Annotated in this window: 27 protein-coding genes; all 27 read left to right on the top strand. The window is 33.9% G+C overall.

The annotated features are described in order from the left end of the window. Positions 1-13 precede the first annotated feature (13 nt). The 27 genes from rpsE to BFS35_RS07220 all read left to right on the top strand — a co-directional run bounded on the left by rpsE (position 14) and on the right by BFS35_RS07220 (position 20,909). Positions 14-511, top strand: a complete 498-nt coding sequence (rpsE, locus tag BFS35_RS07090; RefSeq protein WP_099578979.1) for a 30S ribosomal protein S5 — start codon at positions 14-16, stop codon at positions 509-511. A 14-nt stretch (positions 512-525) separates the two neighbouring features. After that, positions 526-705, top strand: a complete 180-nt coding sequence (gene rpmD, locus BFS35_RS07095) for a 50S ribosomal protein L30 (RefSeq protein WP_099578977.1) — start codon at positions 526-528, stop codon at positions 703-705. Positions 706-732: 27 nt separating this feature from the next. Then, positions 733-1,173: a 50S ribosomal protein L15 gene (gene rplO, locus BFS35_RS07100; protein WP_096077488.1), complete on the top strand. Its 441-nt coding sequence runs from the start codon at positions 733-735 to the stop codon at positions 1,171-1,173. Next, a complete protein-coding gene (secY, locus tag BFS35_RS07105) occupies positions 1,173-2,462 on the top strand; it encodes a preprotein translocase subunit SecY (RefSeq protein ID WP_099578975.1) in 1,290 nt (429 codons plus the stop codon). The genes rplO and secY overlap by 1 nt, the downstream gene beginning before the upstream one ends. 17 nt (positions 2,463-2,479) lie before the next feature. Continuing rightward, positions 2,480-3,127, top strand: coding sequence for an adenylate kinase (locus tag BFS35_RS07110; RefSeq protein ID WP_096077486.1), 648 nt, complete (start codon positions 2,480-2,482; stop codon positions 3,125-3,127). A gap of 51 nt (positions 3,128-3,178) precedes the next feature. Next, positions 3,179-3,460 carry a KOW domain-containing RNA-binding protein gene (locus BFS35_RS07115; protein WP_099578973.1) on the top strand — a complete coding sequence of 94 codons (282 nt, stop codon included), beginning with the start codon at positions 3,179-3,181 and terminating at the stop codon, positions 3,458-3,460. Between the two features lie 20 nt (positions 3,461-3,480). Further along, positions 3,481-3,699, top strand: a complete 219-nt coding sequence (infA, locus tag BFS35_RS07120; RefSeq protein WP_001118443.1) for a translation initiation factor IF-1 — start codon at positions 3,481-3,483, stop codon at positions 3,697-3,699. 35 nt (positions 3,700-3,734) lie between these two features. Continuing rightward, entirely contained in the window at positions 3,735-3,848 is a 114-nt protein-coding gene (gene rpmJ / locus BFS35_RS07125) for a 50S ribosomal protein L36 (RefSeq protein ID WP_003156543.1), read from the top strand. A gap of 22 nt (positions 3,849-3,870) precedes the next feature. Further along, positions 3,871-4,236, top strand: coding sequence for a 30S ribosomal protein S13 (rpsM, locus tag BFS35_RS07130; protein WP_096077484.1), 366 nt, complete (start codon positions 3,871-3,873; stop codon positions 4,234-4,236). Between the two features lie 20 nt (positions 4,237-4,256). Next, positions 4,257-4,646, top strand: a complete 390-nt coding sequence (rpsK, locus tag BFS35_RS07135; RefSeq protein ID WP_096077483.1) for a 30S ribosomal protein S11 — start codon at positions 4,257-4,259, stop codon at positions 4,644-4,646. Between the two features lie 83 nt (positions 4,647-4,729). Continuing rightward, on the top strand, positions 4,730-5,674 hold the full coding sequence (locus BFS35_RS07140; RefSeq protein WP_099578971.1) for a DNA-directed RNA polymerase subunit alpha: 945 nt from the start codon (positions 4,730-4,732) through the stop codon (positions 5,672-5,674). 19 nt (positions 5,675-5,693) lie between these two features. Next, entirely contained in the window at positions 5,694-6,062 is a 369-nt protein-coding gene (gene rplQ, locus BFS35_RS07145) for a 50S ribosomal protein L17 (protein WP_096077481.1), read from the top strand. 348 nt (positions 6,063-6,410) lie between these two features. Further along, positions 6,411-7,211, top strand: coding sequence for an energy-coupling factor transporter ATPase (locus tag BFS35_RS07150; protein ID WP_099578969.1), 801 nt, complete (start codon positions 6,411-6,413; stop codon positions 7,209-7,211). Further along, entirely contained in the window at positions 7,208-8,062 is an 855-nt protein-coding gene (locus BFS35_RS07155; protein ID WP_099578967.1) for an energy-coupling factor transporter ATPase, read from the top strand. Before BFS35_RS07150 ends, BFS35_RS07155 begins: the two co-directional genes overlap by 4 nt. Further along, on the top strand, positions 8,055-8,858 hold the full coding sequence (locus tag BFS35_RS07160; RefSeq protein ID WP_099578965.1) for an energy-coupling factor transporter transmembrane component T family protein: 804 nt from the start codon (positions 8,055-8,057) through the stop codon (positions 8,856-8,858). The genes BFS35_RS07155 and BFS35_RS07160 overlap by 8 nt, the downstream gene beginning before the upstream one ends. Beyond that, positions 8,859-9,677 (top strand): tRNA pseudouridine(38-40) synthase TruA, encoded by an 819-nt coding sequence (gene truA / locus BFS35_RS07165; RefSeq protein WP_099578963.1) that lies wholly within the window; start codon positions 8,859-8,861, stop codon positions 9,675-9,677. Between the two features lie 197 nt (positions 9,678-9,874). Then, positions 9,875-10,312, top strand: a complete 438-nt coding sequence (rplM, locus tag BFS35_RS07170; protein ID WP_099578961.1) for a 50S ribosomal protein L13 — start codon at positions 9,875-9,877, stop codon at positions 10,310-10,312. A gap of 19 nt (positions 10,313-10,331) precedes the next feature. Further along, positions 10,332-10,724 carry a 30S ribosomal protein S9 gene (gene rpsI / locus BFS35_RS07175; RefSeq protein WP_096077475.1) on the top strand — a complete coding sequence of 131 codons (393 nt, stop codon included), beginning with the start codon at positions 10,332-10,334 and terminating at the stop codon, positions 10,722-10,724. Between the two features lie 381 nt (positions 10,725-11,105). Continuing rightward, positions 11,106-12,869, top strand: a complete 1,764-nt coding sequence (locus BFS35_RS07180) for an RNA-binding domain-containing protein (RefSeq protein ID WP_099578959.1) — start codon at positions 11,106-11,108, stop codon at positions 12,867-12,869. An 83-nt stretch (positions 12,870-12,952) separates the two neighbouring features. After that, positions 12,953-13,984: an ATP-binding protein gene (locus tag BFS35_RS07185; RefSeq protein WP_099578957.1), complete on the top strand. Its 1,032-nt coding sequence runs from the start codon at positions 12,953-12,955 to the stop codon at positions 13,982-13,984. A 746-nt stretch (positions 13,985-14,730) separates the two neighbouring features. Then, on the top strand, positions 14,731-15,060 hold the full coding sequence (locus tag BFS35_RS07190; protein WP_099578955.1) for a DUF488 domain-containing protein: 330 nt from the start codon (positions 14,731-14,733) through the stop codon (positions 15,058-15,060). Between the two features lie 40 nt (positions 15,061-15,100). Then, on the top strand, positions 15,101-15,679 hold the full coding sequence (locus BFS35_RS07195; protein ID WP_099578953.1) for an STM3941 family protein: 579 nt from the start codon (positions 15,101-15,103) through the stop codon (positions 15,677-15,679). Between the two features lie 94 nt (positions 15,680-15,773). Beyond that, positions 15,774-16,328 (top strand): hypothetical protein, encoded by a 555-nt coding sequence (locus BFS35_RS07200; RefSeq protein WP_099578951.1) that lies wholly within the window; start codon positions 15,774-15,776, stop codon positions 16,326-16,328. Positions 16,329-16,336: 8 nt separating this feature from the next. Continuing rightward, complete coding sequence (locus tag BFS35_RS13955; protein WP_099578949.1) at positions 16,337-17,497, top strand: TPM domain-containing protein; 1,161 nt, start codon at positions 16,337-16,339, stop codon at positions 17,495-17,497. 200 nt (positions 17,498-17,697) lie between these two features. Beyond that, positions 17,698-18,873: a glycerate kinase family protein gene (locus tag BFS35_RS07210; protein WP_099578947.1), complete on the top strand. Its 1,176-nt coding sequence runs from the start codon at positions 17,698-17,700 to the stop codon at positions 18,871-18,873. Beyond that, positions 18,863-20,230, top strand: a complete 1,368-nt coding sequence (locus BFS35_RS07215) for an SLC13 family permease (protein ID WP_099578945.1) — start codon at positions 18,863-18,865, stop codon at positions 20,228-20,230. The genes BFS35_RS07210 and BFS35_RS07215 overlap by 11 nt, the downstream gene beginning before the upstream one ends. 10 nt (positions 20,231-20,240) lie before the next feature. Further along, positions 20,241-20,909 carry a response regulator transcription factor gene (locus BFS35_RS07220; RefSeq protein ID WP_099578943.1) on the top strand — a complete coding sequence of 223 codons (669 nt, stop codon included), beginning with the start codon at positions 20,241-20,243 and terminating at the stop codon, positions 20,907-20,909. The last annotated feature ends 2 nt before the right edge of the window (positions 20,910-20,911 follow it).

The raw sequence follows: 20,911 nt of genomic DNA on the forward strand, positions 1-20,911 counted from the left end.
GGAGGAACTCTTAATGCGTCGTGAAAAAGAAGTTAAAGAATTTGAAGAACGCGTAGTTACCATCAACCGTGTATCTAAAGTTGTTAAGGGTGGACGTCGTATGCGTTTCACTGCTTTAGTAGTTGTTGGAGATAAAAATGGTCGCGTTGGTTTCGGTACTGGTAAAGCACAAGAAGTACCAGAAGCGATTAAAAAAGCAATCGAAGATGCTAAGAAAAACTTAATCACTGTTCCTCGTGTTAAAGGTACAACACCTCACGAAGTTACAGGTAGATTCGGAGCAGGAAGCGTATTAATCAAACCTGCAGCACCTGGTACAGGAGTTATCGCTGGTGGTCCAGTCCGTGCCGTGTTAGAATTAGCTGGTATTACTGATATCTTAAGTAAATCATTAGGTTCAAATACACCGATCAACATGGTTCGCGCTACTGTTCAAGGTTTAAAAGAACTTAAAGTTGCTGAAGATGTTGCTAAATTACGTGGTAAATCAGTCGAAGAATTATACAATTAAGGAGGGCATAAACAATGGCTAAAATTAAGATTACCCTCACTCGTAGTATTATCGGTCGTCCTGAAACACAACGTAAAACTGTTAAAGCTTTAGGGCTTAACAAAATGCATCAAACAGTTGAAGTTGATGACAACCCTGCGATTCGTGGGCAAATTAACAAAGTAAGTCACTTAGTGACAGTAACAGAAGCATAATATTTTTTAGAATAAGGAGGTGCCGAAATGAAATTACATGAAATGAAACCAGTTGAAGGCGCTCGTAAAGAACGTAACCGTGTTGGTCGCGGTATGGCTTCAGGTAATGGTAAAACAAGTGGACGTGGTCACAAAGGTCAAAAAGCTCGTTCTGGTGGTGGAGTACGTTTAGGTTTTGAAGGTGGACAATTACCTTTATTCCGTCGTTTACCAAAACGTGGATTTACAAACATTAACCGTAAAGACTATGCGATTGTTAACTTAGATCAATTAAACCGTTTTGAAGAAGGTACAGAAGTAACACCAGCTTTACTTATTGAATCAGGTGTAGTATCTAACGAAAAATCAGGTATTAAAATTCTTGGTAATGGTGAATTAACAGCAAAGTTAACAGTAAAAGCTCATAAATTTTCAGCTTCAGCAAAAGAAGCAATTGAAGGTAAGGGCGGAACAACTGAGGTGATCTAATGTTTGATACGCTTATTAGTTTCTTTAAAGTAAAAGAAATACGTAGCAAAATCATCTTTACACTCGCAATGTTAATTATCTTTAAAATCGGAACATATATTCCGGTTCCAGGTGTCAACCCAGCAGCGTTTGAGAGTCAGACCAATAAAGGTATTACTGATTTGATGAATACGTTTGGTGGGGGAGCACTGCAAAACTTCTCCATTCTTGCAATGGGGATTATGCCGTACATTACTGCATCAATCGTCGTTCAGTTACTACAAATGGATGTTGTACCTAAGTTTACAGAATGGTCTAAACAAGGTGAAGTTGGACGTAAAAAGCTAACACAATTTACGCGTTACTTCACAATTGTATTAGCATTCATTCAAGGATTTGGTATGAGTTATAGTTTCAATAACATGTTAGGTGGTCAATTGATCACGAATACAAGTATATGGAACTTCATTCTTATCGCTATCGTATTAACAGCAGGTACTGCATTTTTAATGTGGTTAGGTGAACAAATTACACAACACGGTGTTGGTAATGGTATTTCTATTATCATCTTCGGTGGTATTTTATCTTCTATTCCACCATCGTTAGTTCAGTTCTATCAACAATCATTTGTTGGTGCGGACGATACAACAATGGCAGTTTTAGAAGCGATAGGTATTTTTATTGGTATGATACTTCTTACTGCTTTTGCAGTATTCGTACTTCAAGCAGTTCGTAAAATTCCAATCCAATATGCGAAACGTACAACAGGTAATCGTTTAGCACCACAAGCAACATTTTTACCGTTAAAGGTTAATGCTGCTGGGGTTATTCCAGTTATCTTTGCAATGGCGTTTTTCATGCTTCCGAAGACGTTGGAATTATTCTTCCCTAAAGCGGATTGGGCTAAAAGTTTAGCAGCACATTCTGATCCGGCACAGCCGATCGGTATGATTGTATATGTAATATTAATTATTGCATTTACATACTTTTATGCATTTGTTCAAGTCAATCCTGAACAAATGGCTGACAATTTAAGAAAACAGGGTAGTTATGTTCCAGGTATTCGTCCTGGTAAAAATACTCAAAACTATATTACAAAAGTTCTTTATCGTTTAACTTTTGTTGGATCTTTATTCTTAGCAGGTATCTCAGTGTTACCATTAATCGTTTCTGATTTCTTAAACTTACCACAATCACTACGTATTGGTGGTACAAGTTTATTAATTGTAATCGGGGTAGCATTAGAAACAATTGCTCAGTTAAAGGCCCAACTTGGTCAACGTGAATATAAAGGTTTTAAAAGACGTTAATGTCTGGAGGGCATTTTATGAATATCATTTTAATGGGCTTACCTGGTGCAGGTAAGGGTACTCAAGCGAGTGAAATTATTAAGAAATACCCAATTCCTCATATTTCTACTGGAGACATGTTCCGTGCAGCTATCAAAAATAATACTGAGCTTGGTCAAAAAGCAAAGTCATTTATGGATAACGGCGAACTTGTTCCAGATGAAGTTACGATTGGTATCGTTCGTGAAAGATTGTTAGAAGAAGATGCTAAACGCGGTTTCCTACTTGATGGTTTCCCAAGAACAGTTGAGCAGGCTGAAGCACTGAACGAAATGTTAGCTGCTGTTGATCGTAAGATTGAAGGTGTAATTAACATTGATGTTCAGGAAGAAGAATTGATGAACCGTTTAACGGGACGTCGTATTTGCGAAACTTGTGGGACAACTTATCATTTAGTATTCAATCCACCTAAAGTAGAAGGTATTTGTGATATTGATGGTGGAAAGTTATATCAACGTGCAGACGATAATCCTGAAACAGTTCGTACACGTTTAGACGTAAACATTAAACAAACGAAACCATTACTTGATTTCTATACAAATCAAGGTGTGCTTTTCAATGTTGATGGTTCGAAAGACATTAAGGATGTTACTACTGAAGTTGAAAAGGTATTAAATCAGCTTTAATCGTTTACCGAGATTCACCTCCTGGTGAGTTGCTTAAGTGGATGTGATCAGTTGAATCAAGTAAGTATTGGTCAAATTGTCACGAGTAATCGTGGCAAAGATAAAGGGTTACCTGGAGTCATTATTGCAATTATCGATCATCGATTTGTACTTGTTGCAGACGGAGATAAACGGACTTATGAATATCCAAAGAAAAAGAACCTGTCGCATTTAATACTAAGTGATGAACACTCACCTGAAATTAAATCGAGTATTTCTGAAGCAGGTTTTGTAACAGACGCTAAATTACGTTACGTTTTGCAAAAATATACCGCTCGAATTTCGGAATCTTGATAAAAAGGGGGAATTTGAAAATGGCTAAACAAGATGTAATTGAATTAGAAGGTACTGTATTAGATACTTTACCAAATGCAATGTTTAAAGTAGAATTAGAAAATGGTCATGAGATCTTAGCGCATGTTAGCGGTAAAATTCGTATGAACTACATCCGTATTCTACCTGGCGACAAAGTAACTGTTGAAATGAGTCCTTACGATTTAACTCGTGGACGCATTACGTATCGTTATAAATAATAAGAACTCCAATATTAAATTAGGAGGTAAGAAACATGAAAGTTAGACCATCAGTAAAACCCATTTGTGAAAAATGTAAAGTTATTCGCAGAAAAGGTAAAGTAATGGTAATTTGTGAAAATCCAAAACACAAACAAAAACAAGGATAAGAAAACAGGAGGTGCAATATAAATGGCACGTATCGCAGGTGTAGACGTACCACGTGAGAAACGCGTAGTTATCGCATTAACTTACGTTTATGGTATTGGTAAAACAACAGCTCAAAAAATCTTAGCAGCTGCTAATGTTAACGAGAGTACTCGTGTGCGCGACTTAACAGAAGATGAATTAAACAGAATCCGTGAACAAGTAGATGGATACAAAGTTGAAGGTGACTTACGTCGTGAAATCAACTTAAACATCAAACGTTTAATGGAAATTGCTTCATACAGAGGTATTCGTCATCGTCGTGGATTACCAACACGTGGACAAAATACTAAAAACAATGCACGTACTCGTAAAGGTCCAGTTAAGACCGTTGCTAACAAGAAGAAATAATAAGTAAAGGAGTGAGCTAAATGGCACGTAAACAAGTATCACGTAAGCGTAGAGTTAAAAAGAATATTGAGTCTGGTGTTGCACACATCCGTTCAACATTCAACAATACAATCGTAACAATTACTGATGAATTCGGTAATGCTTTATCATGGTCATCTGCTGGTGCGTTAGGTTTCAGAGGTTCTCGTAAATCTACACCATTCGCAGCTCAAATGGCATCAGAAACTGCATCTAAAGCAGCTATGGAACATGGTTTAAAAACTGTAGAAGTTACTGTTAAAGGACCTGGTCAAGGTCGTGAAGCAGCAATTCGTGCGTTACAATCAGCTGGTTTAGAAATTACAGCGATTAAAGACGTTACACCAGTACCACATAACGGTTGTCGTCCACCGAAACGTCGTCGCGTATAATTTTCAATTAGTATCAAAGACACTTATAATAGTATATGGAACTAAAATAAAATTATTCGACGTTGTTGAAGGAGGATTATTACATGATTGAAATCGAAAAACCTAGAATTGAGACAGTTGAAATTAGTGAAGATTCTAAATTCGGTAAATTCGTAGTTGAACCGTTAGAACGTGGTTATGGTACAACATTAGGAAACTCCTTACGTCGTATCCTATTATCTTCATTACCAGGTGCGGCTGTTAAGAATATTGAAATCGAAGGTGTCTTACATGAATTCTCAGCTGTTGAGAATGTAGTGGAAGATGTTACAACAATGATCATGAACATCAAAAAGCTTGCGCTTAAAATCTACTCTGATGAAGATAAAACGCTTGAAATTGATGTAAAAGATGAAGGCGTTGTTACTGCGAAAGATATTATGCATGACAGTGATGTTGAAATTTTAAATCCTGATTTAAAAATCGCAACAGTATCTAAAGGTGGACACTTAAAAATGCGTTTGGTAGCAAATGCAGGACGTGGTTACACTTTAGCTGAAGATAATAACACAAGTGATTTACCAATTGGAGTAATTCCAGTTGATTCAATCTACACACCAGTTGAGCGTGTAAACTACACAGTAGAGAATACACGTGTTGGACAAAGTACTAACTTTGACAAATTAACTTTAGATGTATGGACTGATGGATCATTAACACCACAAGAAGCAATTTCTTTAGGTGCTAAGATTATGACAGAACATTTAAACATCTTCGTTGACTTAACTGATGAAGCACAAAATGCTGAAATCATGATTGAAAAAGAAGAAGATCACAAAGAAAAAGTACTTGAAATGTCGATTGAAGAACTTGATTTATCAGTTCGTTCTTATAACTGTCTGAAACGTGCAGGTATTAATTCTGTTCAGGAATTAGCCGACAAATCAGAAGCTGATATGATGAAAGTTCGTAACTTAGGACGCAAGTCTTTAGAAGAAGTTAAATTTAAATTAGAAGACTTAGGTCTTGGATTAAGAAAAGAAGACTAGTTAAAGGAGGTTACGATTCATGGGTTACAGAAAATTAGGTCGTACATCAGATCAACGTAAAGCTATGTTACGCGATTTAGCAACTTCTTTAATCGTTAACGAGCGAATCGAAACGACTGAAGCACGCGCAAAAGAATTACGTAAAATCGTAGAAAAATTAATTACTTTAGGTAAACGTGGAGACTTACATGCTCGCCGTCAAGCAGCTGAAGTTTTACGTCGTGTTGAAATTTTAAATGAAGATGAAACTACACAATTCGCAATTCAAAAATTATTCTCTGACATTGCTCCTCGTTACACAGAGCGTCAAGGTGGATATACTAGAATTATGAAAGTTGGACCACGTCGTGGAGACGGTTCAGAAATGGTTATCATCGAATTAGTATAATAATAATCATCATGGATTTAGGGATCACTTATCTTACACATACACACACATAAGCAAATGAGTGCAACGATAATGTTTGCCACACACAGATATTGTCTAGCTCAGAGTACTTCGCCATAATAGAATAACGTTTTGCGTGACCTCTAGGCGGAGTGCGCGCTTTTTTCATTATTAAATCCGGAATTCCGGGTTTTTTATTTATATACAGACATTTTGTTTTGTGTTAATGATTTATGGTATAAATAATTAACAGAACATGAAATATAATTTATATGCTTTCTAAAAATAACTATTATTCAATATATACTATATATGCAATAATTCAGATAAGAAAAGAGAGGTGATTGTATGGAACCGATCATAACAATTAACAACTTAACATATGTTTATGATGGTCAGAGTATTCCTGCAATTGACGATCTTTCTTTAACGATTAATAAAGGCGAATGGATTTCTATTGTTGGTCATAACGGTTCAGGTAAGTCCACGTTAGTGAAGCTTATAAGCGGTATTGAAACCATTCAAAAGGGTGATATTTCAATTGATCATATCTTGCTTACAGAAGATACAATTCAATCTATTCACGAAAGATTAGGCATCGTATTTCAAAATCCGGATAATCAATTTGTTGGTGCGACTGTGGAGGATGATATTGCCTTTGGATTAGAAAATTACGGGGTATCATATGATGAAATGCATACGCGTGTAAATCATGCATTAGAATCAGTTAAAATGTCACATATGAGAAGACATGAGCCCCACCATCTCTCCGGTGGTCAGAAACAGCGTGTAGCGATAGCAAGTGTATTAGCATTGCAACCTAAAGTTATCATCTTAGATGAAGCAACATCTATGCTGGATCCTGAGGGACGTACTGAAATATTAAATATTATAAAGACTGTTCAGCAAACACATCAACTTACAATCATACATATTACACATCACCTGGAAGAAACGCTGGATAGTGATCGCATCTGTGTAATGAACAGAGGCAGTCTTGTGATGTCAGGACCGCCTGAATCAATATATAAAAATGCAGATGAGCTTATCTCATTGGGCCTTGATTTACCATTTGAAATGAAAGTAAATCGACTATTATTTAATCAGGATGAATTTATAACGACAGAGGAGTTGCTTAAGAAACTATGAAGATACAATTAAATGACGTTGGTTTTCATTATTCTAAAGATACTCCTTTTGAAGTTCGTGCTTTAACTGACATTAATATGACGTTTGTTGAGAATAAATTTTATGCGATTATCGGACATACTGGATCAGGTAAATCTACTGTGATTCAGCATCTAAATGCGCTCATCAAACCGACAGAGGGCAACATTGATATAGATGGTCAGGTAATTACCAGCAAGACGAAGAATAAACATCTTAAACCTATCCGAAAAAAAGTCGGGATGGTCTTTCAATTTGCAGAACAGCAATTATTTGAAGAAACTGTGCTGAAAGATATCATGTTTGGTCCTATGAACTACGGTATAGTGGAAAAAGATGCTGAGGCACGCGCACGTGAACTATTTAATTTATTTGGTATGGATGAGTCTATTCTTCATAAAAGCCCTTTTGAGCTCTCAGGAGGTCAAATGCGTCGTGTTGCAATAATGGGTGTACTTGCAATGAAACCTGATGTATTAATTGTTGATGAACCTACAGCTGGTCTTGATCCGACAGGACAGCAGGAAATAATGGCGTTATTTCATCAGCTGCAACAAGATTTAGGGATCACTGTTATATTAGTTACACATCAAATGGACCAGGCAGCCCGTGCTGATTATCTATATGTGATGCATCAAGGAAAGGTAGTAGATCAAGGTACACCCCAAGAAATATTCAGTAAAGATTTAACACACTTTGACATCCATCCACCTGAAATTACGCAATTACAAAGAAAGTTTGAAGCAAAATATGATACTAAATTGCCATATACTGCGCTTTCTATAGAAGATTTTAATGCAATGTATCAAGAATGGAGGAAAAGCCATGCTTGATAAAATGATTCTTGGTAGATTTGTCCCAATTGAATCTTTCGTACATTCGTTAGATCCGAGAGCGAAGTTGATCTTTGTATTTATTATGACGATACTCGTTTTCTTTATGGATAACTGGTATGGTTATCTGTTTGGTTTTGTATTGGTATTCCTCATTATTAAATTATCTAATCTTAAATTTATGTTTGTTTTTAATGGTATTAAGCCTATCCTGTTTTTAATCATTTTTACATTTTTAATGCATGTCTTTTTGACGAAGGGCGGCAGAACATTATTCGACTGGGGAATATTTAATATTCAAATGGATGGTGTATTGATGGGGATAATGATTTCATTTCGCTTTATTATTATTATCTTCTTATCGACAGTAATGACACTCACGACAAGTCCAATCGCTTTGACTGATGCAATTGAATCAATATTAAATCCATTCAAGAAAATAAAGTTACCAGTACATGAACTTGCGCTAATGATGTCTATCGCTCTTCGTTTTATTCCAACATTGATGGATGAAACGCAGAAAGTAATGAAAGCACAAATGTCTCGAGGTAGTGATTTAGCGAGTGGGAACGCATTGCAACGCTTCAAAGCAATTGGACCATTGCTTATTCCGTTATTTGTATCAGCATTTAAACGCGCAGATGATTTAGCGATTGCCATGGAAGTAAGAGGATATAAAGGAGATATTGGACGTACAAAATATCGACAACTTAAATGGCAAACGAAAGATACACTTACGATACTTACACTTATTCCAATCGGTGTCATCATATTCATATTAAGGAGCATCATATAAATGGAACGTATATTGTTACAACTCTCATATAATGGTGCAGACTTTCAGGGATTTCAAATTCAGAATGAAGGTCGCACTGTACAGTATGAATTAGAACGTATATTAAAACGCATGCATAAAGATTTTATCAGAATTCATCCGTCATCTCGAACAGATAAAGGTGTACATGCATTGATGCAGTACGTCCATTTCGATACAACATTGTCACTACCGACAAATAAATGGCAACATGCCTTTAATTCTGCATTACCAGACGATATATATATCAATGAAGTGACAAAGATTAATGCAGATTTTCATTCTCGTTATGACTGTGTAGGTAAAGCATATCGCTATAAAGTTTATAAAGCGCCTCATAGAGATGTGCTGAAAAGAGGCATTGAAACGCATATTACTGAAACATTAGATACACGAAAGATGAATGAAGCGGCACAATACTTCATTGGCACACACGACTTTACATCGTTTTGTTCGGCGAAGACAGAAATTGAGAATAAAGAACGCACAATGTATAAATTTGAAGTGATAGAAACTGATACAGGTTATGAATTCTTCGTCATTGGCAGCGGCTTTCTTTATAACATGGTCCGTATTATGGTGCATTTCTTAATGGACGTAGGACGAGGGAAAAGACAAGGATCAGAAATACCCGCAATCATCGCTGCTAGCGATAGGACGAAAGCAGGAAAGACTGCGCCAGCTGAAGGGTTATATTTAGAAAAGATCTATCTGTCACCTGAAGAACTCACACAAGATATACCAAAAGGGACAACCATCACACTTAAACCAACACGTAGACAATTAACACAACAATCTTAAATCTGTTATAACGAATATGAATAAAAATAAATAAAAAGAATTTGGGAATAAGATTGACAAACACCCTTAAAATGTTATAAGATAGACAACGGTATTGTTTAATATCAACCACGACAATAAGCCCCGGAAACTTATTGTGTTACAGATATATAGACAGGATTTAGAGGGAATTTTTTTTATTTTAGGAGGAAAATATAATGCGTCAAACATTCATGGCAAACGAAGCAAACATTGACCGCAAATGGTACGTAATTGATGCTGAAGGTAAGACTATGGGTCGCCTTTCATCAGAAGTTGCATCAATCTTACGCGGTAAACATAAACCAACATTCACACCACACGTAGATTGTGGAGATCACGTTATCTTAATTAACGCTGAAAAAATCTACTTATCAGGTAACAAAGCAGAAGACAAAATTTACTACCGTCACTCAAATCACCCAGGTGGAATTAAATCAATCTCAGCTGGTGAATTACGTGAGAAAAACCCAGTTCGTTTAATGGAAACATCAATTAAAGGTATGTTACCAAAAGGTTCTTTAGGCGACAAAATGTTCAAAAAATTACATGTTTATGCTGGAGCAGAGCATCCACATGCAGCACAACAACCTGAAAACTACGAGTTACGTGGTTAATTAAGAGGAGGACAATACATTGGCACAAGTTGAATATAAAGGCACAGGCCGTCGTAAACATTCAGTAGCACGTGTTCGTTTAATTCCTGGAGAAGGAAACATCACAATCAATAACCGTGACGTACGTGACTACTTACCATTCGAATCATTAATCTTAGACTTAAACCAACCATTCGATATTACTGAAACAAAAGGTAACTATGACGTTTTAGTAAACGTTAAAGGTGGCGGTTTAACTGGACAAGCACAAGCAATCCGTCATGGTATTTCTCGTGCATTATTAGAAGCAGATCCTGAGTACCGTGGATCATTAAAACGCGCAGGCATGTTAACACGTGACCCACGTATGAAAGAACGTAAGAAGCCAGGTCTTAAAGGCGCTCGTCGTTCACCACAGTTCTCAAAACGTTAATTGCCAAAGCTGTTGCGAATTTATTCGCTTACAGATTTGGTACGCAAATTGCGTCAGCAATTTGTGTTCAATTAAATATACGTTTACAGCACTCTTTGGATTATTCCAAAGAGTGCTTTTTTGTATTTTTATAGAGGTGTTTAGATACCATTTAGTTACCCCTAGAGGAACTATTTTGTTTGAAACCTATTAAAAATTCAATGATATGAAACTGTATGACACCATATGAAATGACCTGGTTTTTCTTTTAGATTCATACATAAGTAACCATGTATTATTATTTTAAAGTGTGAAGAATATAATTAATAATTTCTGCGGTTCATATAACAAGAACTTTTAGTTTATAATTAAATTATTAAGAGTAAAAGTGGGTGATGTGCATTGAAAGAACAAGATATCTTAGAGTTAGTCAAATTTGGAGAACATAGTCAGCTAGAATGTAAACTTGGTAAAGGTGGATTACCAAAAGATATTTGGCCCACTTACTCAGCGTTTGCTAATACAACAGGTGGTATGATTCTTTTGGGTATTGAGGAGAAGGAAGGGACTTTTTATCCGGTTGAAGGAATTGATGTAGTCAAACTTCAAAAGCAGTTCTGGGACCATATTAATAGTAACCAAGTTAGTATTAATATTTTACAAAGTGATGATGTAAAACCAATAAAAGTAGGTTCATATGATATTCTTCAGATTAATGTACCTAGAGCTCTTAGACAGCAAAAACCTGTCTCAATTAATCAAAATCCATATATAGGAACATATCGTAGGAATTTTGAAGGAGATTATAAATGTACTAAAGAGGAAGTAGACACAATGATTGCTGAAGCCTCGAATTCTACTCGTGATAGTATTGTATTATCTAACTATGGATTAGAAGATTTAAATAAGCAATCATTGATAAAATATAGACAAAGATTTATGATTCAGAATCCTAATAATGATTGGAATGAATTAGATGATAAAGAGTTTTTAAGAAGAATAGGTGGATGGGGTAGAGATAGAGAAAAATCTATTGAAGGATTAACAGCAGCAGGACTTTTAGTTTTTGGTGAAGAGCATACTATTACTGACTTTTTTAATAATTACTTTCTTGATTATAGAGAAAAGGTTAATGAAGTAGAAGGGCAACGTTGGATGCACCGATTTACTTCACAAAGTGGTGATTGGTCAGGGAACTTATATGATTTTTATCAAAAAGTGATAAAACGCATGAACGAAGATGTCGATGTACCATTTGAGTTAAATAGTGAAGATTATAGTAGAGTTTCTGTTACAAATATTCAACGTGCTATAAGAGAAGCGTTACTTAATACGATTATTCATGCCGATTATTTTACTAGGGGAAATATAATTGTTGAAAAGAATAGCGAAGAATATAAGTTTGTAAACCCCGGATTACTTCGTATTCCTTTAGAAAAAGCAATTAGTGGAGGAACAAGTGATACTAGGAATCAAAATATTTTTAAAATATTTTCTTTGATCGGATTAGGAGAACGTTCTGGTTATGGTTTAGAAAATATTCACAACATATGGCGTAAAAATGACTGGGAAATTCCAGAGATAATCGAATCTTTTCAACCTGAAACTATAACTTTATCTTTAAAAACAAAAAAACTAATTTCACAAAATCATTTAGATACTTTGAAAAAATCACTAGATAATGAATTTGACGATTTAACATCAATGGAGATAAAATTTCTTTCGTGTCTATTAGAAAAAAATTCAATAAGTCGTAGAGACATTCAAGCACTATTAGATATAAATTCTATTGAACTAAGCAAAATGATTATTCATATAGAAAAATTAGATATTATCGAAAGAAATACTATTAATAATATTGAATTTTACAAATTAAAAAATATTGATAAAACAAATGATGTAGTTGATAGAGAAAATATTATTAATGGAGTAAAAGATAAACTGAAAGGGAAAATAAGAGTAAAACCGGAAGTTTTAAAGCAATTAGTTTTAGAACTATGCTCTGATGATTACTTTACTATTAATCAAATATCAAGCGTTTTAGGTCGTACTGAAAATCATATAAGGCAAAAAATAGTACTACCACTAGTTTCGGAAGGAAAGTTAGAATTAAAATATCCTGATAACCCTACACATAGCAAACAAGCATATAAGACTAGACCCTAAGCATATACGCTAAACCCTAAGCATATATGCTAAATACTTAAACATATATGTTAAAGTATTTATAATTATTTTGGAAATTTAAATTGAACTTTACGAAGGAAGAACAAGCTATTTCAAAATTTCTACCCCAATCAGAAATTATTGTATTAACTTATAAAGAAGGAATTACTGAGTATTATAAAAGGTTGGATTTAAAAGTACCATTACTTAGATCCTTGGATAGAATTCACCATATTTTTGAAGATCAAAATACAATACAGAATATCCAAATTGGTTTATTTAAGCTAGAAGTATTAGATTATCCTATCAATGTATTTCAAGAGGCATTATTAAACGCTATGACACATAGAGATTATGAAAATCAATCATCGATTATAATAAAATTTTATCCTGAGGAAATACATATTGAAAATCCAGGCGCTTTTCCTGAAGGTGTTAATAGTAAAAATATCATTAGTCACCAATCTACACCTAGAAATAAGTTAATTGCAGAAACTTTTCAAAAGTTAAAATATGTTCAAAGATCTGGGCAAGGGGTAGACATTATATTTAAAGATATGTTGGCCCTTGGAAAGTCAGCACCTGATTACACACTTTTTAGTAATTCTGTTCAACTCATTCTTCGCAGTGCAATGGAAGATATTGAGTTTTTAAAATTTATTACAAAAGAAGAAGAAAAGCATAGTACATTTTCAGTACAAGAAATTTGTATATTAAAATATATAAAAAGTAATAAAAAAATATCTTTGTCTGAAGCAGCAGAAGTAGCGCAGGTTAGTAATCAATCTGTACAAGTGATATTAAATGATTTAATTCAAAAAAAGAATATAATTCAAAGAGAACATAGAAATAGCTATATGTTTACTCATAGAGTTTATGCTGAATTTGAAAATCAGATTGAATATATTAAAGATAAAGAGTTTGATGAACAAAAAGGTGAGGTTATGATATTAGAGTACCTTTCTAAGAATGAATTTATTACGAGAAGAGAAGTAGAAAGATTATGTGGTTTTTCATCCACAACAAGTAAAAGAGTTCTCAAAGCTTTAAGAGATAAGGAAGAAATAATTTTGGTGGGAGAATCAAAATCTAGTAAATATACATTAAAAAATTAAATTACGTATTTTATTAAATATGGACCGCAAATGGACCGCAAATGGACCGCAAATGGACCGCAAATAATATCTTGGTATAGCAAAAAAATGCACAATAGTAATACCGCTAGTTTCGGAAGGAAAGTTAGAATTAAAATATCCCGATAATCTTAAACATAACAAACAAGCATATAAGACTAAACCCTAAGCATATATGTTTTAAGTATTTATAATGTTTCGGGAATTTTTATATCTATCCATTAATCATGACATTTAGTACTACGAAATTATAAAATTAAAATGTAAATTATAAGTTCGTAATAAAAACTACACATAGTATTAATTAGATTTTTTTAAAGATTTAGCACTAATGATAGCCTCATTCGGCCAGCAGTTTATTTAGTTACCCTTTAGTTACCCTTGAGTGATGTTTGGTGCTATTCTATGCATTTGAAAAAATCAGAAATCCTTTAATATTAAGGCTAACGACAGTTTATAAAACTGTACGAAAACCTAAAGTTTTTGAACGTAAAAAACCAGGTCTTAAAGCGTCAGTCACTCACTGCAGTTCTCAAAACGTTAATTGCCAAAGGTGTTGCGAACTTGTTCGCTTACAGATTTGATACGCAAATTGCGTCAGCAATTTGTGTTCCATAAGAATTTTCAACACTCTTAAGCATTCGCTAGAGGGTGTTATCATTTATTTCAATATAGATTTAGTGTTACGATGGACTAAGTGATATAAATCTATACTTGAGGTGATTAATATGTACAAACTTGCACGTATTTATGATGAAGAGATTCCTAAAGGTAAACGTGTGTTAGTTGATCGTGTTTGGCCGAGAGGGATAAGCAAAGAAGATGCTAAGTTAGATGAATGGTTGAAAGATATAGCACCGAGTACGGATCTTAGAAAGTGGTTTGATCATGATCCAGACAAGTTCGATGATTTTAAGAAAAAGTATAAAGAAGAACTTAAAGATAATGATGCGGTTAAAAAGCTCAAAGATATGAAAGGGACAATTGTACTACTATATGGTGCTAAAGATGAAAAATATAATCATGCGGTTGTGCTGAAAGAATTTATGAAAAAGTAATATTGATAACAATAAAAAATTAACATATAGGGAGTATGAAATGAAAGAAGTGAAAATTAAAAAAAGTATATTAAAAATGTTATTTGCTTTTTTAATATTGTTTATTAGTGGATTACTATTCACCTTTATTGCAATTATAGCTTGGGAAGAGAATGGATGGGATATGAGGTTATTGGTAGTCTTTTTAGCATTAACAATGTATTTTTTTTCAATGTTCTATCTAAAACATTTAGTTTTTAATAAGCCCTTAGTAACTATAAATGAAGAGGGATTTTATGATAATTCTTCAATGATAGCTACGGGTGATAGATTAGTGCATTGGAAAGAAGTTAAAGATATTTCCTTAAGATATTTTGGTGGACAGTCATATATTACTGTTGCACTGAGAGATCCATATAAAACATTAGAGCATGAAGATCTAGCGACACGCATGATAGCAGATTATAATACTCACTATACTGAAGGTGAAATTAATATAATGCTCAAATTTGTTACAAAGTACAGTGATGAAGAATGTTTAATGTTTATGCAGAATGCTTTTGAAGAATATAAAAGAAAACAAAAATTGTCTGGAAAAGAAGATAAAGAATTTGCATTTCTTGAGAATACACTAGATTAATTTAAGGTCATACTTTATATCAGTAAAGTATGATTTTTATATTACACGAAATTATATATAATAAAACATAATAGAAAAAATAGAGAGGTATGCTATGTACGGATATGAAGTAACAATCACGAATAGACTGTTAATCGTGTTATCCACGCTTTTAACTATTTTTACGATAGGTCTTATTTTATTTTTGTATCCATTGTTTCAGTTTATCCATGGATGGTATCAATTGATTTTAAATATTGGGCTTTTCGTATTATTCATCTTGATGTTCGTTGTTCTGAAACGCTCCAAACATGGTGAAGTTGTTATGATCATCAATGAGAAAGGTTTTTTTGATAGAATATCAAATGATGCTGAACCCGATAAGATGGTTGTCTGGAAGAATGTAAAAGATATTATATTACAAAAGCAGGGTGAAGAAAGTATTATTATAGTACAGTTGATTGATCCGAGGCGTCTATTTAAGACGAAATCTACATATATAAAAGATGGATGCATACATATAAAGCTACCGAAGCATATAGGTGTTCAGCCTAAGGAATTACTGAGGGTAATGCATAATTACAAAGCATATTATGAATTATATATTGAGGACGAAAAGAAAAAGAAAGCTGAAAAAAAGAAAAAACATAAACAAAAAACAAAACAATAGAGGTCATTATGAGATACATAAAATTATTGATAATAATGCTAATATTGATGCTTGTTTCACCATTCCAAGTTAATGCGTATACATTTCCTGAATTGAATAAAGATCATTTATTTGTACAGGATAATGCCGAAATCTTCTCTGATTCAGAAATCGATTATTTAAATCGATACAGTGAGCACCTAGAAGAAGAAACTGGTGTAGAAATGGCGGTATTTACCGTTAATACTACAGGTAAATATCGAGCATTGTACGCTACAGAAGTCATTAATCATTATGGTATTGGGAAAGAAGATTTAGATAATGGGATTGTTATCCTTCTGAATATGGATAAAGGTAAAAAATATAAAAATCGTGGCATCGAAGTTCGTGTAGGCTACGGGCTAGAAGGTTACTTTAATGATGCAAAAGTAGGTCGAATTATCGATAGAAGCGGTTATGAAACTTTAAAGAAAGGTGATTACAGTAAAGGAACAATTGAAGTATATGAAGCATTTTATGAAGAGATCAAGGAAATGTACGCACAGCTTCCTAAAGATGCATCACGAGAAGAAATATACGGATTAAGTAATTACCAATTTGTTATTAGCCAGTTCTATTTAGATTTATATGAAGAAAACGACTTTATAATGAAACCTATTATTATAATGGCTTATTATTTATTAATTACAACGGTACTTTCATTTTTATTAAAGTATTACACAAAGGACTTTCATGATATATTCGGTGAGAACACAAATGAACGCAGATTTATGATCATGCATAGTCTAGCTGTAAATGGTCGAGCAGCGCGATACATTAAGATGAAATATAATAATCCTTTCGTGAATATATTATTTTTTCTTCATAGCATTCCTCTGTTATTTATGGAATTTGTGTGCATTATATATTTAGAAATGATAGGTGCATTAAAGGGAAAATTAACTTCAACCGGAATATATAATGAGACACGAAAAGACCCGATGTATCCTGACCTTGAAACTGATACGTTAATACGTATGGAGAAATTACTGCCAGTGAAGACGAGAATATTAGATACCTCCGCACCTCAGTTTGCTGTTGGCACTCCACTTCGCGGTGGTGGATCGAGAGGAGGATCTGGCGGCTCATCAGGCGGTGGTGGATTCGGCGGAGGTTCATCAGGTGGTGGCGGTGCTGGCCGAAGTTTTTAATAAGTATTTTACATTAACAAAATTAAAGTCGATTGAGAATACACATTAATGTATAAAGAATAACATAAACCACACTTTTATGAGTGTGGTTTATTCAATTTCTAATCAAATTTTAATTTTTAGTTAAGTATCATCCAAGAAATGCTCTGTATATTTGTAATTAATAAAACATTACAATTTACAAATAAGGAGAGATACATATGAAAATCGTAGTTATTCCTTCAGGGTTTAAAGAGAGTCTGAGTGCCGAAGAAGTAGGATATGCAATTGAGCAAGGGATTAAGAAAGTGGATCCGAAGCATGATATAACTGTAATTCCGATGGTTGATGGTGGAGAAGGATTTGCTAAAACAATCACGAAGTTAAAGTCTGGAGAAATTATTCATCATAGAGTAACCGGACCTATTGGTAAGAAGATTGATTCATTCTATGGCATGTTTTATGAACAAGGTGTAAAAACTGCTGTAATCGAGATGGCAGCAATTGCAGGTCTTAAGAATGTACCGAAACATTTACGTAATCCATTAAAAACAACGACATACGGTGTCGGTGAAATGATGTTAAAAGCGCTAGATGATGGGGCTGAACGTATTCTGATTGGGTGTGGAGATTCAGGTACAAATGACGGTGGTATCGGTATGGCACAGGCATTAGGTGTGCGCTGTTATGATGAAAAGGGGAAAGAGATTTATATCGAAGGTGGCGGAGATATTCATCGTATTAAATCCATAGATTTTTCAGATTTGAATGAACAAATTAAGCATATTCCAATTGATGCAGCTGTTAACTGGAAAAATGTATTATGTGGTGAACGTGGTGTTGCACGCGTATTTGGACCTCAAAAAGGAGCGACACCAGAACAAGTCGAATTGCTTGCACACAATCTAGAATATTTAGCAGAACTATTTCATGAAGTTTCTACTGAAGATTTAAAGTATGGACAAGGTACAGGTGCATCTGGTGGTCTTGGTGCTGGTTTAATTGCGGTTTGCGGTGCGAAGTTACACCCGAGATTTGAAATTATTATGAAGTATATTCAAATCTCGGACGCAATACAAAATACTGATTTAGTATTTACAGCAGAAGGTTGTTTGGATTACCAAACACCGCATGGTAAGATTCCTTCTGAAGTTGCACGGATTGCTAAGGAATACCATAAACCTGTTATTGCACTAGCGGGTACGATCGGTAAAAATGCAAAAATTAACTATGACACTGGTATAGATGCATTCTCTAGTATTATTCCAGAGCCTGCAACTTTAGAAGATTCAATCTCAGATGCAAGTAAATGGTTGAAAAACTGTGCAGAAAATGCGATGCGAAAAGTAATGATAGGTATATTAATTGCTAAAGCGATGAAGTCGCATGCGAGTTGATATTTCTAATAGGGCACTTATCATTACGATAAGCTGCCTATTGTTTGCAATTTATATATTTACTTCAACTGATTTTGAATATTTAGGTAAAATCAGTGTCATATTATTTGTCGTATCGCTTGTAATGTTTGTTGCAACGCCACTTCCAGCTGCGCTTGTTGCATTATTATTATTAACATTAGGTGTATTGATTGGATTGCCGAAGTCATTGTTATTTGGTTCGTTTGAACAAGATATTATATGGTTGATGATCGGTGCGTTTATCATAAGTGGGATGCTTGAAAAAAGTGGATTGATGAAACGTTTGTCTGACTGGGTATTAAATCAAGGTCATACACGAAAGATGAATCGATTTATCTTTATCGCATCACAATTTATCAGTATTGTTATTCCGTCTACTTCTTCTCGTGCAGTGATGCTGTTACCGTTATATGAACAATTGGTAAAGAAATTACCACAGCATAAAACTTATTATAGTTTATTGTTTCCGACGCTTATATTAATGGGATCGAATTTGACGTTATTAGGTGCAGGAAGTCATTTAATTGGAATGGGATTACTTGAAGCACAGAACAAGAATACTTTATCTTATTTTGAATTTTTATTATTTGGAGCGCCATTTGGTATTGTGATTGGTTTAATATCAATGTTTATTATTCGGTTATTCACAAAGGTAAAACACGAACAAATCGAACATGAATATATTGCACAGCAACATTATAGTATAATCGAGAAAAAAGCATTATTGATTATCATTGTAACTATTGTACTATGGATGACAGAATGGCTCCATCATATGGATATTGCAGTATTGACATTATTCATTGCACTTATCATAATGCTGCCATTGTTTAATATCATGACATTTAAAGAGGGATTGAAGTACATTAACTGGAGTTTAATTCTTTTCGTAGCAGCAGCAAGTGCATTAGGTTCATTACTTGTAACATACAATGTTGTAGATGATTTACAACAGTCATTATTTAAAACATTATCATCTATGAAATGGATGAATGAGTTTTATATGATGTTAACCATTATTACCATTAGTGTTTTATCTCATTTGCTGATTACGAGTCATACAACAAGAGCTATCGTATTAATACCTGGGTTTTTATTGCTTGCAAATCTATTTCAGCTTAATCCAACAGCCACTGTATTTTTAGCACTTATCGGTATGAACTACTGTTTAACATTTCCGGTAAGCTCTAAATCCATTCTGGTATTTTATGAAGCGGATGCAGGTTTTACATCGAGGCAATTAATGTCACTAAGTTTGATATTAACACCAATTTATATAGCTGTTATGATGATATTCTATTATTGTTACTGGAGTCCTTTAGGATTAACACTTTAAGAGGTGAATTATGGAACATATATTGATAATTGAAGATGATGAAAAAATTTCTCGTGTAATAGAGCTTGAACTTGAATTTGCAGGCTATAAAGTGAGTAAGGCATATACTGGGCGTGAAGGACTTAACATTTATGAAACAGAACAAATTGATTTGATATTACTTGATGTTATGATACCTGAACTTAATGGTCTTGAAGTATTGCGACGTATTAGAATGACTGACTCACAGGTAAAAATTATTATGTTGACAGCACGAGATACAGTTATAGATAAAGTTGGAGGTTTAGATGGCGGTGCAAATGATTACATGACTAAACCTTTTGAAATTGAAGAATTGCTTGCACGTATCCGTGTTCACTTAAAAAGTGCTGAAGTTAAAATGTCTAGTGAGATAGTTCAGTTCAAATCAATCGAAATTCATCCTAATGTCCGTGAAGTGTATTTAGATGGAGTAAATATAGAATTAACGCAAAAGGAATACGATTTACTCTATTATTTTATTGAAAATAAAAACCAGGTATTAGATCGTGAACAAATTATTGAACATGTTTGGGGTTATGATTATACAGGTGATACAAATATCGTAGATGTATATGTTAGATATATAAGAAAAAAATTAGGTGATTCACATGATTATATAAAAAGTATTCGAGGTATCGGATATTTGATAAAGGAATAATC

Source organism: Macrococcoides goetzii (genome assembly GCF_002742385.2).
GTDB classification, from domain to species: domain Bacteria; phylum Bacillota; class Bacilli; order Staphylococcales; family Staphylococcaceae; genus Macrococcoides; species Macrococcoides goetzii.